The sequence below is a fragment of the Flavobacterium sp. BFFFF1 genome (assembly GCF_002256285.1).
In the GTDB taxonomy this organism is placed as follows: domain Bacteria; phylum Bacteroidota; class Bacteroidia; order Flavobacteriales; family Flavobacteriaceae; genus Flavobacterium.
The window spans coordinates 125,069-144,967 of record NZ_NKJE01000008.1; the positions used below are offsets into that span (position 1 = coordinate 125,069).

Below are 19,899 nucleotides of genomic sequence, written 5' to 3' on the forward strand. Positions count from 1 at the left end.
TGACTACTTTTGCGCAAATTGAAATCATGACTTTCTCCGAAGAAAATTATCTCAAAACCATCTATCACCTGACAAGCCTCACAGGCAGTGAAGTAAGCACGAATGCCATTGCCGAAAAAATGGAAACCAAGGCTTCTTCGGTAACCGATATGTTAAAGAAACTGTCTGAAAAAGATTTGGTCAACTATAAAAAATACCAAGGCGTTTCACTCACAGAAAATGGCCGGCTGGCTGCCAAAATGATTGTCAGGAAACACCGCCTATGGGAAGTTTTTCTCGTAGAAAAGCTCGACTTTTCGTGGGATGAAGTACATGATATTGCAGAGCAGCTGGAACACATCAAGTCGGAAAAACTGATTAATAAACTGGATGATTTTTTGGGAAACCCAACTGAAGATCCGCATGGCGATCCTATTCCTGATGTAAACGGCCGGATTATCAAAATTGAGAAAATGCTGTTGTCCGAAATCAGCGAAAATGAATCCGGAATTTGTGTTGGGGTGAAAGACACTTCGTCAGAATTTTTAAAATACCTCGACAAACAGCACATTGCGTTGGGTTCAGAAATTACGGTGTTGGCGAAGGAAAGTTTTGATCAATCCGTACGGATTCTGGTTGAAAATCGCGAGCTGACCATATCGAATAAAATTGCCGCTAACCTTTTTGTAAAAGCGATCTAATGACATCCGCAGTCGTCGGTACCGCAGTGCTTCGCTGATTTCTTTTTTTTAAAGAAAAATTTCTTTACCAGATAACCAACGGACAGTGCCAGTGCGGTGAATGCCAATATTTGTTGAAAGTCAATCATCAGAAGTAAATGCCAGTTCCCAAAGTTACGAAATTATACGATGGCGTGCCGATTTTAAGCCTTTCATATCCAATTGAGAAAAAACCCCGCTTTTTGTGGTACCGGCTCTCCAATTCGAAAGCATTCACCGGCTGTGAATTGACTTGGCTCCATTTGATAGCAGCAGCGAAACTGATGTGATTCGACATAAAATACTCCGTTAACAGTCCGTACGAAAATCCCCCTTTCCTGACTTCATTTCCCACATAGGAAGCACCCATCGTCCAGCCCAGATTGAATTTCTCAAACCGAATCCGGTCGTAAGCCACATTGAAATAAAATAATGCCAGCTGGTCGGTGGTTCTGTTAAGTTTGTTAAATTCGAACAGCTGATGATAGTTTGTCTGGATCGAGAAATACTGGAAGACCCTCACTTTTCCTTTTAAATGGCTGCCGAAGAGATTGTTGTCGTTGTATACGAATTTAGCAACAACATCAAAACGCAACCGATAATCGGCGATACTATCTTCCACATTCCTGTAATTTCCGGATTCAAAATTGTAGTATGGATAGGGCGTGAGGCTGCTGTGTAAATGATCTTCGTTCTTGTAATCTCCAATGAGGCCATATTTAAAAACCCCGAAAGTGACATCAAAAAAGACCTTTGCGAAAAAGCCTAATTCTTCGTCATCAACTTCAGACGATTCTTTTGACGATGAATTTGAAGTCGAACCGGAACCAGAAGAAGAAGCGGATGAGGAATTCAGGTCCTTCTTGGAGGAATCTAATTTGTTTTGTGAAAACAGCTGGACGCTGCATAAAAAAACAAGTACAGCAATAAATTGTGGCTTTATTCTCATGAAACAGGAACGGGAAAGTTCAATTTTTATTTCAGGAATTGGTAAGCGGTCAAAGCCACAAGGTAGGCCAGCCCGCTCATAAAAATGAGTTGCGACAACGGCCATTTCCAGGTGTTGGTTTCCTTCCGGGTGATTGCCAGCGTACTGGCACATTGCATGGCAAATGCGTAAAACAGCAGTAACGAAATCCCTGACGCAAAATTAAAGACTTTCTTGCCTGTCTCCGGATCAACCTCAGCCTGCATTTTATCTTTAATCGTATTCTCATTATCGCTGTCCCCAACGCTGTAGATTGTAGCAAGCGTTCCTACAAAAACCTCACGTGCGGCAAAAGAACTTAAAATCGCAATGCCGATTTTCCAGTCGTAACCCAATGGCCTGATTACCGGTTCAATGGTTTTTCCCATAATACCGATGTAGGAGTTCTCGAGTTTATAGGAAGCCGTTTTTTCATCTATTTCGAGTTTGGTAGGATTTGGATTGGTCGCCCTAAGCTCGTTTGTAACGATACTTTTAGCATTTTTAAAGTCTTTCCCAGGGCCAAAAGAAGCGAGAAACCACAGCACTATCGATATGGCGAGGATAATTTTCCCGGCCCCGAATACAAAAGCCTTCGTTTTTTCGAGCACATTTAAGCCTACATTTTTAAACATCGGCAGCTTATAATTGGGCATCTCGACTACAAAAAATGTCTTGTTCTTTATTTTAAGGACCTTGTTCAGGAGGTATGCAGACAGTACTGCCGTGGCAAAGCCCAAAAGATATAAGGCCATCAGGGTTAAACCCTGCGTATTAAAAATCCCCAATACGCGGTTGCGCGGGATGATTAAGGAAATAATGATGGAGTATACGGGAAGCCTTGCGGAGCAGGTCGTAAATGGCGTTACCAAAATCGTGATCAGCCTTTCCTTCCAGTTTTCGATGTTGCGTGTGGCCATAATGGCCGGAATCGCGCAGGCTGTACCCGAGATTAAAGGTACAACGCTCTTGCCGCTTAGCCCAAAGCGCCGCATGATTTTGTCCATCAGGAATACCACCCGACTCATGTAACCTGTTTCTTCCAGGATGGAAATAAACAAAAATAAAAACGCAATCTGTGGAATAAAAATGACGATACCGCCAATTCCGGGGATGATTCCCTGCGAAATAAGGTCGGTAAAGGTTCCTTTTGGAAGGTGTTCGGCTGCGTAAGAAGCAAGACTCGTAAATCCACCGTCAATCCAGTCCATCGGATAACTGGACCAATCGAATATGGACTGAAAAATAAGCAGCAAAATGGCTGCAAAAATAACGTATCCCCAAATCTTATGCGTCAGCACCCGATCGAGCCGGCTCCTGAAATCACGGGCTTTTGCGGTATCAATCGTTCGGCCTTCCTTCAAAACGTCATTGATAAACTGGTAGCGCTTTATCGTTTCCTTCTGCTGCAACCTTTTCAATTCGGAATTAGGCTTGGCAAAATTTTGTGTCTCCAGTACCCGTTTGTTTAGGTTTGAAAAGTTGACGTCCTGCGTAATTACAAGCCAAAGCTTATACAAAGATTGTTTCGGGAATGCTTTACGCAACGCGTTGAAGTACTCCGGATCGATGGACGAAGCGTTCACGCAGGGTTCTGTCGAAATGGCGTTATAATCCACAATCAATGACTTTAGGTAATCGATTCCGGTTTTTTTTCTGGAACTAACCAACGCAATCCTGGTATTCAGACGGCTTTCAAGATATGGGATGTCTATGGAGATTCCTTTAAAGTCCATCCGGTCCGCCATATTGATGACTAGGATTGTGGGAATTTCAAGATCCTTGATTTGTGTAAAAAGAAGCAAGTTCCGTTTCAGGTTTTCCACATCGGTGACGACAACGGCCACATCCGGAAAATCACTGTCATTTTTATTCAACAGCAGTTCGATGACCACATTTTCATCGATAGAACTCGCGTTGAGGCTGTACGTTCCCGGTAAGTCCAGAATAATTCCGCGAAATCCCAACGGAAGATTACAGCTTCCCTGCTTTCTTTCTACGGTGATGCCGGGATAATTTCCAACCTGTTGGTTCAGGCCTGTAAGCTGGTTGAATACTGAAGTCTTTCCGGTGTTCGGATTTCCGATTAATGCGACTTTAATATTGTGATCTGGCATTTCAGGAATGATTTGGAATAATGTCAATTTCAATCACCGAAGCCGTTTCCAACCTGATGGCGAGATGGCAGTCGTTGATATTCAGGAATAAAGGATCGCCCAGTGGTGCAATTTGAAGTAGTTCGACCATATTGCCGGGTAAACAGCCCATTTCAATCAACTTCAATGGCACAGCATTGATGTCAAAATCCTTAATGATGGCTTTTTCGCCGATTTCGAGTTGGGCTATAGTGGTCTGCAAAAGCTTATTTAGATTGAATAAACAAAAGTAAGAAATTAAATGGAATTAGTGCATTAATCTTCCGTAGATAATGTGGCGATATCGTCGATTAATCTTTTGATTTCCTCTTTCTTGGTGCCGTCGTAAAATCCACGGATGCGCCTTTTCGTATCAACCAAAACAAAATTCTCTGTATGTACCATATCGTACATCTCAGCAGGATTGCCCGTTTTTACAGCGAGATATGATTTTCTGGCGATGTAGTAAATATCTTTCTTATTTCCGGTTACCAAATTCCACTTTCGGTCATCGACGCCTTTTTCGACGGCATATTTTTTTAAAACCGGTACGCTATCCTGGTCCGGAAAAACTGAATGCGAGAGGATCATCACTTTTGGATTGTCTTTTATGGCGTTTTGCACAGCGACCATGTTGTCTGTCATAATCGGACAAATCGTCTGGCAGGTGGTAAAAAAGAAATCCGCAACATAAATCTTTCCGGCATAATCTTTTTGGGTAATTGTTTTCCCATTTTGGTTAATGAATGAAAAATCGGCAATCGCATGCGCTTTCGTTACATTTTGAATTGTGGTGTCGGCAAGCTCGGGATTGACATCCGATGGCGTATATATCTTCAGCACTTTCCTGGGTTGCAGCAAACGGTACGACACCGAAAGGAAAATGACGGCAAACACGAGCATGGTGATCAGGAAAATCTTATATTTTTTGAGAATGGAAAGCATCGGGAATAATTTCTGCAAAAGTAATAAATCATTCCCCATCACGGGATTTTCCTTTTGTGCATTTCGGCTAAATTTAACAGTGTTTCAAACTATTATCAATATTTTTGTTTCGGACAAATAAATCTCATCTAATGAAAATAAATTTTAAACCCGCATTTGCTTTACCGCTGATCCTTTTGGGAATAGTACAGGCCAATGCACAAACGCCTAAAAAGGAACCTGGGATAAACACCTCTTATATGGACAAGAAGGTGAAGCCAAACGACGATTTTTTTCGCTTCGTAAATGGAACCTGGCTGGACAAAACGCAAATTCCTGCCGATAAAACGACCTGGGGAAGCTTCAATGAACTGCGCCAAAACACCGATAAAGATGCTTTGGCGATTCTGAAAGAAGCTTCAGGAAACAAGTTGTATAAGTCGAACACGGATCAGGGAAAAGCGGTGAACCTGTTTAAAAGTGTTCTGGACACCGTCGCCCGAAACAGGGAAGGAATCGCTCCTTTAAAAAATTACCTCGCAAAAATCGATGCAGTGAAGGATGTCAACGGCCTGCAACAGCTTATTGCCGAAATGGAACCGTATGGAGGTATTGGATTTTTTGGAATCGGGATTGATGCGGATGAGAAGAACAGCAATCGCAATGTTGTCACGCTGTATCCGGGAAGTCTCGGACTTCCAGACCGTGACTATTATGTTGCGGACGATAAGGATTCGAAAGAAAAACGCGATAAATATATGGCTCACCTTACCCGAATGCTTCAATATCTTGGCGAAAAACCGGAACAGGCTGAAAATGACGCGCAGAAAATCCTCGCTTTTGAAACTACTTTAGCACAGCCAAGGTTTGACAGGGTGCAGCGACGCGACAGCCGTTTGTCCTACAATCCAATGTCTATTGAAGGTTTGGAAAAGACAATCCCTTCGATTAAATGGAATAATTACCTATCGGGTGTCGGACTGCCGAAAATCGACTCATTAATTGTGACGCAGCCCAAATACTTCATGGCTTTGGATAATATCCTGAAGGAAAAAAATATTGAAAACTGGAAGGCGTACATGAAATGGACTTTACTGAACAAGTCTGCAGGGCTGCTTTCTACAGACATTGAAACTGCAAACTGGGAATTTTACGGCAAAGCACTTACGGGTGCGTTGAAACAACGCCCGCGTGAAGAACGGGCCCTGCAGGTTGTAAATGGAGCTGTTGGCGAAGCTTTGGGGAAATTATACGTCGAAAAAAAGTTTCCTGCTGAAGCAAAAATCAAAGCTGAAAAAATGATCCGTAATGTGATTGCGGCTTATAAAACCCGTATCAGCAACCTCTCCTGGATGGGCGCTGAAACCAAGACAAAGGCCATCGAGAAACTTGAGAAGCTGACCATTAAAATTGGATATCCTGACAATTGGAAAGATTATTCAGCATTGATGGTAGTCGCTCCGGCAGAAGGTGGAACTTACTTCTTAAACTCGCAGCGGTATGCCGAATGGCAGCACAAAGAAGACCTTAAAAAGCTAAGCAAGCCGGTGGACAAAACAGAATGGGGCATGTCGCCGCAAACTGTAAATGCGTATTACAATCCTTCCTATAATGAGATTGTGTTTCCCGCAGCCATTCTGCAGCCGCCGTTTTACAACTATCAGGCAGACGAAGCGGTGAATTATGGTGGTATCGGCGCCGTAATTGGTCATGAGATTTCGCATGGATTCGATGATTCGGGCGCACGTTATAACGCTGACGGAAATTTGGTGGACTGGTGGACAAAAGATGATTTACAGCAATTTGGTGACCTTACCGGTGCCCTGGCGACACAATACAGCGCACTGCAGCCGTTGCCTGGTATTTTTGTCGATGGCAAATTTACGCTGGGCGAAAACATAGGCGACCTGGGTGGTGTAAACGCCGCATACGACGGACTGAAATTATACCTGAAAGAAAACGGAAATCCAGGATTGATTGACGGATACACGCCGGAACAACGTTTCTTTATTTCGTGGGCGACGATTTGGCGCGCGAAAATGCGTGACGAGGCAATCAAAAGCCAGGTGAAAACAGACCCGCATTCACCCGCTATTTACCGAGCATATGTTCCTTTGCAAAATGTAGATGCTTTCTATGAGGCGTTCGATATTAAGAAAGGTGACGGGATGTTCATTCCTTCGGAAAAAAGAGTCAGAATCTGGTAATACTAAAAAATCCCCTAATTGGGGATTTTTTTATGGGTTTGGTTCAATGTGTATCAACACGTCTGCAATCTCAGGAATGCTTAACTGAATAGCATCCTTAAGGCGGTGCGCAATGTCGTGCCCTTCGGTTACTGTAATATTCCCGTCGACAGTCAAATGCAAATCGACAAGATAGGTCATGCCTGTCTTTCGGACAAAACATTTCTCAGTGTCAACCACTCCATCAACGGTTTTAGCCACTTCGCGAATTTGTACAATCACATCATCATACAAATGTTCATCCAGAATTTCTCCCAATGCCGGCCTGAAAATCATGTAGGCGTTATAAATGATAAAACCGGATGCCAGCAACGCCGCCCAATCATCGGCGGTTTCATAACCAGGCCCAAAAATAATTGCAATCGATATGCCAACAAAAGCCATCGCTGATGTAATGGCGTCGCTACGGTGATGCCAGGCATCAGCTTTCAATGAAGAGCTGTTCGCTTCGTCGCTTTTCTTAGATACAAACCGATAGAAAACCTCTTTGATAATGACGATGATACCCAATACAATCAGGGTAAACTTTTCAGGGGTCTGGTGGGGTGTAACAATATTGTGTATGCTCTCATATGCAATAATCGTAGCCGAAATTAAAAGGAACCCCACGACGGCAAAGGTCACGAGCGTCTCCGCGCGGCCGTGGCCGTATGGATGGTTCTCATCAGCGGGTTTGGTAGAATACCGAATCCCGAAAAGCACCAATAGCGAAGAAAACACATCGGTGGTTGACTCTATGGCATCGGCAATCAATGCATACGAATTTCCAAAATACCCGGCAATCCCTTTGGCAAATGCCAAAATCAGGTTTCCAAAAATACTCACTGTGGCGGTCCGAACCGCTTTGTCTTTATTTGAACTCATATGGTTGGTAAAGATAAATTGATTTCTGCAAAATGGAAGAAGGATTGCCTTAACAATCCTTCTTTTATATACTATCCCTGAAAATCTCCGCCATCGTCACCCTGTTCGCGTTTCGGCTGGCGTTCCCTTTCAGTTTTCTTCTTGTTGAATCTATAGGTGAACGACAGGTTAACCTGCCTCACGCGCCACTGCATTTCGCTGTGTGAATTGAGTGAAGGGAGGTACGTGTCATTGATTCGCTTCCTGGAATTGAAGACATCCTGTACGTTCAGCGCCAGCGTGGCCTTGTCTTTTAAAAGGTCCTTGCTAAACCCGAGGTTGGCCCCGAAGTTCCCTAATGTTCTGCCCTGTGCATTGTTCTGCGGTCCGTTGTAAGTCAGGTTTGTCTGCCAGTCAATTTTGTAAGGGAGGGTGATCTTCGATGTCAGTCTGGTAAACCACGAATACGCCGTGTTGTCGAAATTCTGCGTAATGGTATTTCCCTTGAAATCCACATACGAATAATCCCCATCGGTCTGGTTTCGGAAAAAATTAAAATTGGAATTCAGTTTCCACCATTTGTATGGATTGTAATTCAGCGTGAACTCAAATCCGAAACGGTATTCGGTTGCCAGGTTGATTGGAGAGGTTAAAATGACCGGAATCTTATAATCTTCTCCGTCCACTATGGAAATGCTGCCATCGTTATTCACGATGTCTTTGCCCCCAGACACCACATTTACAAAATCCCCGCTTTCCTTCCTGATAAACTGGAAAGAATCGGTTGTTTTATTCAAATACATCGACGTGCTCAACGTCAGTTTATCCCACTTTTTGAGGTATCCTAAATCGATTGCATCGGTAAATGCCGGGTCTAAATCCGGATTTCCCTGAAAGATGTTGATGTTGCTGGAATAATTGGAGAATGGATTAATCTGCCTGCCGCGCGGCCGCGAAATCCTTCGGCTATAGCTTAAGGACACACTTGACTGATCAGAAATTTCGTAGGTCAGGAAAGCGCTTGGAAAGAAATTATTGTATTTTTTGGTGTTGTAATCTTCACTGGTAAGTTGGTTAATCGTGATATTCGAATCTTCCCACCTTAATCCGAGAAGCACTGAGAATTTATTGACCTTGGTCCCAAATTGCGTGTACAGTGCATTGATTTTCTCTTTATACTCTAAAATATTCGAGAAAAAGGGATTGGGTAAATACTGATTGATATCGGTATTTAGCGTATCGACCCTGTAATCCGTAAGCAACTTATTGAATTCGCCTTTGTAGCCCGCCTCAAACTGGCTGTTTTTACCGATTGGCAAGACGTAATCCGATTGGATCATGTTCCTGGACTGCTTTTGGTCATTGCTGGTCCTTTCCAGCTTCACCACATCAGAATTATTCTGGATCATCGATTTGTCATGATCGTCATTGTTGGAAAACGAGCCATCAATGGTGAATTTATGGCCTTGTTTTTTGAAGTTTTTCGTCAGGTTTGTCGAATATTCGACGTTTTGGCTGCGGCTGTTCTGGTCGTTAAACCGCGATGTCCTGAAAAGGTTTTCGCGATTGGCATCATAATTATTATAGGTAACCTCTTCAGGATTGCTTCCGCTGTTTTTACGGTAATTGATGGCGTTGGTCCAGGTTGTCGATTTGTCGAGATACATGTCAATCCCAAAATTCGAATTCACACCCTCGCTGATCCGTTCGTTGTAACGCTTTTCATCCGTAAAACTCCTCGTAGAGCCATCAGGATTCAGGTACTCGGAATTGGTCAAAGAATTCCCCGGATTGTTCCTGTAATTGTAGCCTGTTGTGGTAAACAGGTTGAAATTTTCGAGCTTGTAATTTAAATTGCCAGAGGCACCATAATTTTCAGGATCTCCGGTGGAAAGGATTACGGTTCCATTCAGACCCAGATTTTTTCCCTTTTTAAGGATGATGTTCAGGAGTCCGCCACCCCCTTCAGAATCATAGCGCGCGGATGGGTTGGTGACGACTTCCACTTTATCGATGGCGTCTGCAGGGATTTGGCGCAGCGCTTCGGTGATATTGATGGCATTAGACGGCTTCCCATCAATCAGGATGCGGACATTCTCATTGCCGCGCAGGCTTACCGTGCCATCTGCATCGACGGCAACAGACGGGATGTTATCAAGCACATCGCTTACTGTTCCGCCTTTCACCATAAGATCGTTGCCGACGTTGTAGACCTTTTTGTCAAGCTTGATCTCCACTGTGGTTTTATCGACCCGGATTTCAACTTCATTTAACAGCGTGACATCCGGTTCAAGCAGGATAACGCCTAAACTCAGATTTTCAGTGATGCTTTTTTGTTTGATTTCGACCGGCTTAAAGGAGATAAATTCAATCTTGATGTCGTACGTCCCGGGCGTAACTTCGAAGTCAAATTCGCCTTTATTATTGGTAATGCCGCCGGTTACTATTTTAGGATTTGATGTGTTCTGAAGTGTTATGGTCGTATACTCCATAGGGGTAGTGGTTCCCTTTTCAATAACCCTTCCGGAGACTTTAACTTTTGGACCTTCCGGTCGTTGCTGCGCCATAGTAAGCAATGGCGTTAAAATCAGCAACATATACATGGCGTATTTGATGTTTTTCATCAGGCGAGAATTTTTTTAGCGCTTTAAGACTGCAAAAGTACGGGTTGGTTTAGGGGACAGTTCACAATGGTTTGTTAAAAAAAGTTTTTATTTTGACAGCAAATCCCTGATAAGTTGCGGCGGGCGGCCAATTACAGCCTGAGATCCATGCACTACGATAGGTCTTTCCATAAGTTCCGGATGCTGCAACATGGCGTCAATAACCTGCTGATCTGCAAGCGTTTTATCTTTAAACTGCTTCCATGCTGCTTCCTTTACCCGGATTAAATCCAGCGGCCTGATACCCAGTTTTTTAACAACTCCTTTCAGCGTTTCGTCATTCAGTGGTTCTTTTATATAGTTAATCACCTGAAATTTCTGGCCTGAGTTTTCTACGATCTCAAGCCCTTCACGGGATTTCGAGCATCTGGGATTGTGGTAAATCTGAATCATCTCTTTTATTTGCAAAGTAATTGATTTCCGTTTTAAAAATTGGATTAAATTAGGCGAACAATTATTCCATCATTTGAGTTATGTTTATTGAACAGGTCTACAAAAACAGGGCAAATCTCGTAAGTTACCTGCCATTCCCTTTAGGTTTATTCGGACTGATGTCCCTGAACTATTTCGTTTCAGCAAACGCCGATATGGATGTCGCGCACCTGATTAAGGAGGAAATCCTTAAAAAAGGCAAAAGCGCATTCTTTATTGAAAACCTGATTCCATTTGCCATTCTACTTGCTTTATTATTCATGTGGGTGAAATTTATCCACAGGCAATCCATCCGGTCATTGACAACTGCCCGGAAGGAAATCGACTGGCATCGTGTATTTTTTTCATTTTGCGTATGGGGCGGAATCAGCGCGCTGCTTGTGCTGTTCAGTTACCTTTCCAGTCCGGAAAATTTTATTTTCAATTTCAGACTGATTCCTTTTCTCGAGCTTTCATTGATCTGCCTGATTTTGGTGCCTTTGCAAACCAGTTTCGAAGAATATTTCTTTCGTGGGTATCTGATGCAGGGTATCGGCGTAGCAACGAAGCGGAAATGGGTTGCACTTTTGTGCACGTCTGTTGTCTTTGGGATGATGCACCTGGCGAATCCCGAGGTAGAGAAAATGGGACTTTTTTTAATGGTTTATTATATCGGAACCGGGGCTTTGCTTGGCATCATGACATTGATGGATGACGGATTGGAATTGTCAATCGGTTTTCATGCTGCGAACAATATAGTGGGTGCGCTTCTTGTCACTTCCGATTGGACGGTTTTCCAGACCGATTCTGTGTTAATTGACATTTCCAAACCATCGGTTTCGTTCGATGTGATTTTACCAGTCGTTATTATATTTCCAATTCTTTTATTTATCTTTAGTAAAAAGTACCATTGGTCCGGATGGAAGGAGAAATTAACCGGAAAAGTGGCCATCCCTTCACCCGATCCAAATCAAATCTCATCAAAATGAATACTCCAAATTACACGCAGGTCCACAACCGTTTTAAACTTAACGGATTCCATCTTGACAAAGACGACTTGTGTCGCGTCGCCTATAGTTTTATTAAGGAAGGGGATGATTTTGAAAGGCCGGTCGGACACTTTCTTCTGGATTGGTTTGACCACAATGATTTTATCGAAATGAATACCAGCGGCAGTACCGGCATTCCGAAGGTAATACGCGTTGAAAAACAAGCCATGGTAAACTCGGCCCTTGCAACAGGTAATTTTTTTGACCTCGCTCCCGGCGATAAAGTGCTGAATTGCCTCCCAGTAAAATATGTTGCCGGGAAAATGATGCTCGTTCGTGGGTTCATCCTGGGGCTCGACATGGATTTTGTCGCGCCTACAGCGCATCCGCTTCGGAACAATGATACGCAATATGCTTTTTCGGCAATGGTTCCTTTACAGGCTCAAAATTCAGTAGCTGAATTGCACCAAATTAAAAAGCTGATTGTTGGCGGTGCTAAAATAAATGCCTCGCTCGAGAAGGACTTAAAAAAACTTCCCGGACAGGCTTTTGAAACGTATGGCATGACCGAAACGGTTTCGCACATCGCCGCAAAGAAAGTTGGGGACAAGAATTTTACGGTATTGCCGAACGTCTCTATCGCCAGTGACGATCGAAACTGTCTTGTAATTACCGCGCCTGATATCTCGCAGGAACCCATTATCACAAATGATATTGTAGAATTGATTTCAGATAAAAAATTTATCTGGAAGGGGCGGATCGACAACGTTGTGAACAGCGGCGGCATTAAACTAATCCCTGAGTCTATTGAGGAAAAGCTTTATAAGAAAATTGACCGGCGTTTCTTTGTTGCCGGAATGCCTGATTCGGATCTGGGAGAAAAGCTCATACTGGCTATTGAAGGAGAAGCTTATACGCTGCCTGAGACTATTTTTGACAAGCTGGACAAATATGAAAAACCCAAAGAAATCATCTTCATTCCACATTTTAAGGAAACCGGAAATGGAAAAATCATCCGCCGGGATTCGCTGATGTAAGAAGTCATCAACCACAAAAAAAAACCTGAATCGCTTCAGGTTTTTTTATGATTAAAATATTGTCAGCAGTAAAACCTATTAACATCCATTTAATATCCATCACGTCCCAGTTGCAAAATCAACGCATAAAAAAACCCTGAATTACTTCAGGGTTTTTCTTTATATGATGATGAAAATTGGTAAATTATTTCACTTTGAAAGTGACTCTTCTAACCAGTTTTCTTGCACCTGCTGAATCTTTGTCAACTGAAGCATCTTCACCTGCAGCAACTACATTCAATCTCGAAGGATCAACTTTAGCTTTTACAAGCGTGTTCTTCACATTGTTTGCCCTGGCCTGTGACAATTTGTCGTTGTAAGCAGATCTTCCAACCTCATCAGCATGTCCGATGATATCTACTGTAGCCGTTGGGTTATTTCTCAGGTAAGTAAGGATGAAATCAATACCTTCAGTAGAAACATTTGTCGGTGTAGATTTGTTTAAATCAAAGTAACATGTAACATAACCATCGTTGATCAACGCTTTAACCAAAGCACTATTGTTTGGCGTGTTGTTGATGTTTGTGTTGGTGTTACTTGTTCCACCTGGGCCGTATGTTTTATTCATATAGCTTTCCAATTCATCTGGAATACCATTTCCATTAAGGTCGATTGTTCTTCCTTTTGAATCAACTGCAAGACCTGGTTTGCTGTTTGGTTCAGCATCTAAACCATCCATTATACCGTCTTTATCAGTATCATTGGTGTAAGTCTCTAAGTCACCAATTCTCTTTTTAAGAGCATCAATTTCTTCTTTGTTTTTATCCGTGTCGATATACCAGTCAGCGTGCTGCTCATGTCTTCCAAGATAAACCGTAAGACCGATCGTTCCGGTAAAGATACCGCCTTCCCAGCCTCTTTGCTCGTGAATTCTTGAAGTTCCATCAAACGTCCTGTTTTGGAACAAATCCGTCATTGAAGTAAAATCACCGGTGATAACCACACGGTTGCTCAATTTGAATTGTCCTGTCAGACCGATGATAAAGTTACCAACCCTGTCAGTATACTCCTGATCGTCACTTTTGAATTGACCATATCCACCCCCTGCGTGAGCAAGGAAACCAATTCTTTTTGTCCAGGTTTCAAAATTTAAAACACGGCCCATGTTTACAACCCCCTGAACATCTGCTCTGTAATAGTGTGTTGTAAATGGAGCAATTGAGTTGTCTTTCGCCTGTAATCTTGAGTAACCAATATCAAATTTAATACCCACTTTGTTGTTAAACATATATCTCGCTCCTAAATCTGCTGTAAAGAAGCTTGGAGTAGCTGTAAAGTAATTTTCTGCGAAAGGCTTTGACGGCTTGTTAACTCCTCCATTTAGTTCAAGTGACCATTTGTTGTAACCTGTATCGGTACTGTCAGCGCTGGCGTCACCCGTCTGTGCACTAAGGCTCAGCGTACTAACAAATGTTAATGCAAGTAAAAGTTTTTTCATCATTCTAAGTTTTAAATTTTTACAAACATACGCAATTTTGCAATACGAATGAAATAAATTTAACACGTAATCGGGGGTATTTAAATCATAAAATGAAAATTATTCGTAATTTTTGCTTTTCCCATGAATATATTTCACAACAAGTGCCGAAAAACAAATAAATCTCTAATTTTATTAGTCAGATAATAAATGATTAATTTTCAATAATTTACATGTTTTATTGAAAATTTTTAATTTGTTACAGATATAAGATTTTTTTTTACAAAATTCCCGCAGAAAAACGATAGCGGTGGAAGCGAACACGGCACTATTCATTCGGCTTTCCGACTCAAAAAACGCCAAAGACACCATTTTAACGCTCCATAACTACTGCAAAGCGAATCTCCTTGTTACAATGTCTCTCCTTTTTCCAGCAATTTCCTTTCCAGTTCGGCCTGAAACTCTTCCATAACCGGTTTCATCGTGCTCTCCGGGATATCCGCAATCCTAATGTACATCAATCCATCGACAGCATTGTTAAAAAGTGGGTCGACGTTAAACGCTACAACACGCGCGTTCTGCTTGATATATTTTTTAATCAACACCGGCAATCGCAGTGTCCCCGGCTCAAGTTCGTCAATAATCTTGTCAAACTTGTTCAGGTCGGATTCCGCCTCATCAAAGATAAAATCCTTATCCGCATCCTTAAGTTTCACCTTAAACTCCTTCTTGGCATGTACATATTGGGCAATATAAGGGTCATAGTAATGCGACTTCATAAACTCAATCATCAGCGATTTCGAAAATTCCGAGAATTGGTTGCTGATGCTCACGCCGCCCAAAAGAAAATTATGTTCCGGATACCGCAGTGTCGTGTGAATGATCCCTTTCCACAATAAAAACAAAGGCATCGGCTTTTGCTGGTACTCCTTGATGATAAACGCCCTGCCCATCTCAATGGATTTGCTCATCATGTCATGAAGCTCCGGCTCAAATCGGAATAACTCATGCAGGTAAAACCCTTCGATGCCCCGTTTCGGGAAAATTTCCGAGCCCAAACCCATCCGGTAAGCGCCCGCAATCTGGTTGGTGTCCGCGTCCCACAAAAACATGTGGTAGTAATAATTATCATAAGGATCAAGATCGATAGACTCATTCGTGCCTTCGCCAACCTCGCGGAACGTAATCTCACGCAGCCTGCCGATCTCGTGTAAAATATTCGGAATCTTATCCGCTTTCGTAAAGAAAACCTCGTAGTTTTTGCTTTGCAGCAACCTGCAGTCCTGCTTCCTGAGATTATCCACTTCCTGGATCATCTTGTCATTGCTCGCCGCCGTCGCAATCTTTTTCGGGCTTTTCGGGATTTTCAGGTGCGGCGTACTCAACAGCTTGTTGTCCTTTTCATAAGGATTGGCCAGCATATAGGTCTTCTTCCTCAGGAATTCTGAATATTCTTCTATCGTTGCATGCTCGTTCTGTTCGCTCACCGAAATCGGCTTCCCGATCCGCACTTTAATAATCCGGTCTTTCTGCGAAAACAATTCTGAAGGCAGCTTTGCCGTACGCATCGTGTCGTCAATCTTTGAAAGCAGGTAAAACAGTCTGCTATTTTTTGCGTGGAAATAAATCGGGACAACAGGTACCTGCGCTTTGCGGATTACTTTAATAGCCCCTTCTTCCCACTCCTTGTCTACAACCAGTTTTCCGTCTTTGTAAGTAGATACTTCCCCCGCCGGAAACATCCCCAATGGCTTCCCGTCACTCAGATGACGCAGCGTTTCCTTAATGCCCACCACGCTCGACTTGGCATCTTTATGGTTTTCAAAAGGATTCACAGGCATGATGTAAGGCTTCAAAGGCTCAATCCGGTGCAGCAGGAAATTGGCGATAATCTTAAAGTTCGGCTCGCGCTCCAGCATCAGCTTCAACAGCAATATGCCATCAACACCGCCAAGCGGATGATTTGAAATCGTGATATACGCACCCTCCTTCGGCAACCGTTTAAAGTCCTCTTCAGGAATCTCAAACCGAATCTCAAGCTGGTCCAGAATCGCATTCAGGAACTCTACATCCTTGAGGTGCTTGTTCTTATCATAAATCTGGTTCAGCCGCGAAATTTTCAGCGTCTTCATCAGCAGCCATCCGGCAAACGTCCCAAAAATTCCATATTTGGTGGCATTGATTGCTTTGGCTACTTCTTTGGCGGTGACTAGACCCATTATGTTTATTGCTTTTAGGTAAAAACAAAGATAGAAAAAAATGCCAACCGTGAAATTGAATTGCGAATTATGAATTAAGAATTACAACAGCCACAAATAACAAAGCTGCCCAAAAACAGTCACGGTCTAAAACGCAAGTCGTAATTCCTAATTCCCAATTCCTAATTCGCAATTCCATTGTGCATATCTATGTTGACAGTTTTTATTTTTTGCGAATGCCCCTGCTCATTTTTAAGATATTTTTGACTGAAGCCCATTGGGCCGAACTGATTAAAGTTAAAAACATGCCATTAGAATGAAAATCATCTCTTACAATGTCAACGGAATCCGCGCTGCCATTTCCAAAGGCTTTCTCATCTGGCTCGAACAAGCCAATCCCGATGTGATCTGCCTCCAGGAAATCAAGGCCACGCCAGAGCAGGTGCCGTTGCATGAATTCGAAAACCTGGGCTACAATTACCACTATTGGTACCCCGCCCAGAAAAAAGGATACAGCGGTGTCGCCATCCTTTCTAAGATAAAACCACGCGAAGTCGTCTATGGCACCGGCATCGAACACATGGATTTCGAGGGGCGCAACATCCGTGCCGACTTTGACGACGTGTCCGTCATGAGCCTGTACCTGCCTTCCGGAACCAACATCGACCGCCTCAGCCACAAGTTTATGTATATGGATGATTTCCACCATTACATTGCCGACCTGCGGCTGCGCATCCCAAACCTGGTCATCTGTGGCGACTACAACATCTGCCATGAACCGATCGATATACACGACCCCATCCGCAACAAGACCGTCTCCGGCTTTCTTCCCGAAGAGCGTTCGTGGCTCGATATGTTCATGAAAAGCGGGTTTATCGACAGTTTCCGGCATTTCAACAAAGACCCGCACCATTATACGTGGTGGAGTTACCGCGCCGGGGCAAGGGGCAATAACAAAGGCTGGCGCATCGATTATATATTGGTCAGCAAGACGATGGAAGACAGGCTCACACGCGCCGTCATCCTGCCCGATGCAAAGCACTCAGACCATTGCCCGGTGTTGGCTGAGATTATATAGGAGCATGATCCCGCTGTACGGCTTTATCTTTTTTGTTTTTGTCACCCCGAGCGCAGTCGAGGGGCATCACACCAAAACAAAAAAGGATGCCGCCTGCCATCGGGGCTAGCGTCCTGACAAAAAAATGAACTATTAAAACACTATTAATACATCCAAAAATGATCAAGAAAGTTTCCGTTGCCCTACTCATCATGGCGCTATCCACGTCATGTGTGTCCAAAAAAGTCTATAACGACCTCGAGAATAAATTCGCCGACCTGAAAAAGGAAAACCGCAAAATGTCTGACGACAACGAAGCGCTGCTCGCCGAAAAGAACAAACTCGAAATCGACCAGTCCAACCTGCAAAAGGAATACGACAAAATCAAGTCAGAACGCGACAAGCTCGCCGCCGACTATGCCGCGGCAAATGCAAACCTGAAAACACTACAGGCGTCCTACAACGCGCTCGAAAAAAACAGCGACGATGCGCTACAGACAAACATGACCAAAAACCGCGAATTACTCGCCAAACTCGAAGCCAAGGAAAAGGCGCTCGCCGCAGAGCAGGACCGCATCAACAAACTGAATGCCGATTTCCAGGAGCGCTCGAACCGCGTCGCCGAACTCGAGCAGATGATGGCCGCGAAGGAAGCCAACATGAAGAAATTGAAAGAAACCCTATCTAAAGCCCTAAACGCTTTTGAAGGCAAAGGGCTTACCGTGGAACAGAAAAACGGCAAAGTCTACGTTTCCATGGAAAACAAACTGTTGTTCCAGACCGGAAGCTGGGCTGTAGGAACGGAAGGCAAGAAAGCCGTAGTCGAATTGGGGAAAGTACTCGCGCAAAACCCCGACATCTCTGTATTGATTGAAGGCCACACCGACAATGATAAATTCGCCGGCGCCATGGGCCAGATTGAAAACAACTGGGACCTGTCTACCAAACGTGCGACCGCCATTGTGAACATCCTGACAGAGAACAAGGGCATCAGCAAGCAGAACCTGACTGCAGCCGGCCGTGGTGAATTCGCACCCATCGCCACAAACGATACCCCGGAAGGCAAATCGAAGAACCGCCGCATCGAAATCATCCTCACACCAAAGCTGGATGAGATCAGCAAGATGCTGAATGATCTATAGTAAAAGCGGGCTGATGGCCCGCTTTTTTTTATGGGCGCCGGGCATTCCGGCGCTTCCTTTAAAATTCACAATTGGATTTATTTTTTAAATGCTAAAATAGCCATAGCAATGACACCAACAATTAGTATCATCACTGCATTTAATTTTTTAGAATCCCGTAAGGTATCTTCCCCGTCGAAAAAAGGTTTTTTTAAAATTTTAAAAAGCCAATAGGCGAAAACAAGCATCATACATATTGCAAAGAATCTTTCCATCTTCTAAAATTAATGAGTGTTTATCTATACAAGGTAGTGGGAATATCCGCCACCACGTAAATCCAGCGGTCGGGGTTATTCTTGCGAAGATTCCTCCTTCGTCGGAATGACAACCCCTCACCGTTTACGTTTGGAAACGACATATCTGCGAATCAGCACTCAAACGATAAACGCATCTTCAGCGTGCCTGTCCGGACATTGTTATTCCGACGAAGGAGGAATCTTCGCATGCATCTTCGCTACGTTTGTCAATCCGATGGCGCAGATGTATCACCTGTCCAATAGCCTGGATTTGCTCCCGAAACTTCGGGACGTGCCCACAAGCATAGCTATCTCAAACAAGTCCAACACCACCCCGCCACTCATGCCCAATCCCGCATCGTTCCATCTGCGGTTGTAATGGTAATAAAATAAGCATATTCTGTAGTTGTGGCTTTGTAGTTTGTTGACATGGCGTGTAGTTTGATTTAAAAGTATAAAAAAACTACAATCTAACAATTGTAGCTTTTTGTTTCATATGCTTTGTGGGCACGGATTACACACGAGCAGAGCGACTGCCGAAGGAAATCCGCGCTATCGTTGCGTTGAGAACATCCGCGACATCCGGTATTTGCAGTTTTTGTCATTTCGGTAATTCACAGAAAAACACCCTTTATAAACACTTATAAATTTGCTGCTTAATATTTGTTTTTTATCATAGAATGCGCCAGCGGGGGGGAGCTGGTGTTAATGTTTCTTCCTCACTGAATTTCATACCCAGATGGCGCGGATATATCCCACGGACGATAGCGCGGATTTGCAATCCGTGCCCACACGCATAGCAAATCGCAATTCAAAACAAATATAACACCTCCACTTCCAAATCATTCTCAAGCCCCG

At 43.5% G+C, this 19,899-nt stretch carries 16 protein-coding genes; 6 read left to right on the forward strand and 10 right to left on the reverse strand.

From position 1 onward, the window contains the following. Positions 1-26 precede the first annotated feature (26 nt). Positions 27-680 (forward strand): metal-dependent transcriptional regulator, encoded by a 654-nt coding sequence (locus tag CFE23_RS07085; protein WP_291086204.1) that lies wholly within the window; start codon positions 27-29, stop codon positions 678-680. Positions 681-807: 127 nt separating this feature from the next. Here the strand turns inward: CFE23_RS07085 and CFE23_RS07095 are convergent, their stop codons facing one another. Genes CFE23_RS07095 through CFE23_RS07110 form a run of 4 tightly spaced genes read right to left on the reverse strand, consistent with a single transcriptional unit; the run spans position 808 to position 4,745 of the window. Then, a complete protein-coding gene (locus CFE23_RS07095; protein ID WP_291086152.1) occupies positions 808-1,647 on the reverse strand; it encodes a hypothetical protein in 840 nt (279 codons plus the stop codon). 26 nt (positions 1,648-1,673) lie between these two features. Next, entirely contained in the window at positions 1,674-3,782 is a 2,109-nt protein-coding gene (gene feoB / locus CFE23_RS07100) for a ferrous iron transport protein B (protein WP_291086156.1), read from the reverse strand. Position 3,783: 1 nt separating this feature from the next. Then, the gene (locus tag CFE23_RS07105) at positions 3,784-4,023 is read right to left on the reverse strand and encodes a FeoA family protein (protein WP_291086160.1); all 240 of its coding nucleotides are present in this window, start codon (positions 4,021-4,023) and stop codon (positions 3,784-3,786) included. A gap of 53 nt (positions 4,024-4,076) precedes the next feature. After that, complete coding sequence (locus CFE23_RS07110) at positions 4,077-4,745, reverse strand: SCO family protein (protein WP_291086163.1); 669 nt, start codon at positions 4,743-4,745, stop codon at positions 4,077-4,079. Positions 4,746-4,876: 131 nt separating this feature from the next. Between CFE23_RS07110 and CFE23_RS07115 the strand changes: the two genes are divergently transcribed. Further along, on the forward strand, positions 4,877-6,931 hold the full coding sequence (locus tag CFE23_RS07115) for a M13 family metallopeptidase (RefSeq protein ID WP_291086166.1): 2,055 nt from the start codon (positions 4,877-4,879) through the stop codon (positions 6,929-6,931). Positions 6,932-6,961: 30 nt separating this feature from the next. Here the strand turns inward: CFE23_RS07115 and CFE23_RS07120 are convergent, their stop codons facing one another. The 3 genes from CFE23_RS07120 to arsC form a co-directional block, all read right to left on the reverse strand. Next, positions 6,962-7,834 carry a cation diffusion facilitator family transporter gene (locus tag CFE23_RS07120; protein ID WP_291086168.1) on the reverse strand — a complete coding sequence of 291 codons (873 nt, stop codon included), beginning with the start codon at positions 7,832-7,834 and terminating at the stop codon, positions 6,962-6,964. A gap of 71 nt (positions 7,835-7,905) precedes the next feature. After that, complete coding sequence (locus CFE23_RS07125; protein WP_291086171.1) at positions 7,906-10,437, reverse strand: outer membrane beta-barrel family protein; 2,532 nt, start codon at positions 10,435-10,437, stop codon at positions 7,906-7,908. Between the two features lie 87 nt (positions 10,438-10,524). Then, positions 10,525-10,869, reverse strand: coding sequence for an arsenate reductase (glutaredoxin) (gene arsC / locus CFE23_RS07130; RefSeq protein WP_291086174.1), 345 nt, complete (start codon positions 10,867-10,869; stop codon positions 10,525-10,527). A gap of 80 nt (positions 10,870-10,949) precedes the next feature. On the opposite strand from arsC, the gene CFE23_RS07135 reads away from it, so the two are divergent. Together CFE23_RS07135 and CFE23_RS07140 are read left to right on the forward strand one after the other, a co-directional pair. Next, complete coding sequence (locus tag CFE23_RS07135) at positions 10,950-11,876, forward strand: CPBP family intramembrane glutamic endopeptidase (RefSeq protein WP_291086177.1); 927 nt, start codon at positions 10,950-10,952, stop codon at positions 11,874-11,876. After that, positions 11,873-12,913, forward strand: coding sequence for an AMP-binding protein (locus CFE23_RS07140; RefSeq protein WP_291086180.1), 1,041 nt, complete (start codon positions 11,873-11,875; stop codon positions 12,911-12,913). The genes CFE23_RS07135 and CFE23_RS07140 overlap by 4 nt, the downstream gene beginning before the upstream one ends. 184 nt (positions 12,914-13,097) lie before the next feature. On the opposite strand, the gene CFE23_RS07145 is transcribed toward CFE23_RS07140, so the two are convergent. After that, on the reverse strand, positions 13,098-14,393 hold the full coding sequence (locus CFE23_RS07145) for an OmpA family protein (RefSeq protein ID WP_291086184.1): 1,296 nt from the start codon (positions 14,391-14,393) through the stop codon (positions 13,098-13,100). A gap of 386 nt (positions 14,394-14,779) precedes the next feature. Next, entirely contained in the window at positions 14,780-16,588 is a 1,809-nt protein-coding gene (locus CFE23_RS07150) for a lysophospholipid acyltransferase family protein (RefSeq protein ID WP_291086187.1), read from the reverse strand. A gap of 295 nt (positions 16,589-16,883) precedes the next feature. Between CFE23_RS07150 and CFE23_RS07155 the strand changes: the two genes are divergently transcribed. Next, the gene (locus tag CFE23_RS07155) at positions 16,884-17,645 is read left to right on the forward strand and encodes an exodeoxyribonuclease III (RefSeq protein WP_291086190.1); all 762 of its coding nucleotides are present in this window, start codon (positions 16,884-16,886) and stop codon (positions 17,643-17,645) included. Between the two features lie 158 nt (positions 17,646-17,803). Then, positions 17,804-18,766, forward strand: a complete 963-nt coding sequence (locus CFE23_RS07160; protein WP_291086193.1) for an OmpA family protein — start codon at positions 17,804-17,806, stop codon at positions 18,764-18,766. A gap of 77 nt (positions 18,767-18,843) precedes the next feature. On the opposite strand, the gene CFE23_RS07165 is transcribed toward CFE23_RS07160, so the two are convergent. Next, positions 18,844-19,020, reverse strand: coding sequence for a hypothetical protein (locus CFE23_RS07165; RefSeq protein ID WP_291086196.1), 177 nt, complete (start codon positions 19,018-19,020; stop codon positions 18,844-18,846). Between the last annotated feature and the right edge of the window lie 879 nt (positions 19,021-19,899).

Excerpts from the sequence above, each read along its gene's own strand:
- CFE23_RS07145 (WP_291086184.1), bottom strand. The coding sequence starts at position 14,393 with ATGATGAAAAAACTTTTACTTGCATTAACATTTGTTAGTACGCTGAGC.
- arsC (WP_291086174.1), bottom strand. The coding sequence starts at position 10,869 with ATGATTCAGATTTACCACAATCCCAGATGCTCGAAATCCCGTGAAGGG.
- CFE23_RS07165 (WP_291086196.1), bottom strand. The coding sequence starts at position 19,020 with ATGGAAAGATTCTTTGCAATATGTATGATGCTTGTTTTCGCCTATTGG.
- CFE23_RS07085 (WP_291086204.1), top strand. The coding sequence starts at position 27 with ATGACTTTCTCCGAAGAAAATTATCTCAAAACCATCTATCACCTGACA.
- CFE23_RS07135 (WP_291086177.1), top strand. The coding sequence starts at position 10,950 with ATGTTTATTGAACAGGTCTACAAAAACAGGGCAAATCTCGTAAGTTAC.
- CFE23_RS07110 (WP_291086163.1), bottom strand. The coding sequence starts at position 4,745 with ATGCTTTCCATTCTCAAAAAATATAAGATTTTCCTGATCACCATGCTC.
- feoB (WP_291086156.1), bottom strand. The coding sequence starts at position 3,782 with ATGCCAGATCACAATATTAAAGTCGCATTAATCGGAAATCCGAACACC.
- CFE23_RS07140 (WP_291086180.1), top strand. The coding sequence starts at position 11,873 with ATGAATACTCCAAATTACACGCAGGTCCACAACCGTTTTAAACTTAAC.
- CFE23_RS07150 (WP_291086187.1), bottom strand. The coding sequence starts at position 16,588 with ATGGGTCTAGTCACCGCCAAAGAAGTAGCCAAAGCAATCAATGCCACC.
- CFE23_RS07120 (WP_291086168.1), bottom strand. The coding sequence starts at position 7,834 with ATGAGTTCAAATAAAGACAAAGCGGTTCGGACCGCCACAGTGAGTATT.
- CFE23_RS07125 (WP_291086171.1), bottom strand. The coding sequence starts at position 10,437 with ATGAAAAACATCAAATACGCCATGTATATGTTGCTGATTTTAACGCCA.
- CFE23_RS07115 (WP_291086166.1), top strand. The coding sequence starts at position 4,877 with ATGAAAATAAATTTTAAACCCGCATTTGCTTTACCGCTGATCCTTTTG.
- CFE23_RS07095 (WP_291086152.1), bottom strand. The coding sequence starts at position 1,647 with ATGAGAATAAAGCCACAATTTATTGCTGTACTTGTTTTTTTATGCAGC.
- CFE23_RS07160 (WP_291086193.1), top strand. The coding sequence starts at position 17,804 with ATGATCAAGAAAGTTTCCGTTGCCCTACTCATCATGGCGCTATCCACG.
- CFE23_RS07155 (WP_291086190.1), top strand. The coding sequence starts at position 16,884 with ATGAAAATCATCTCTTACAATGTCAACGGAATCCGCGCTGCCATTTCC.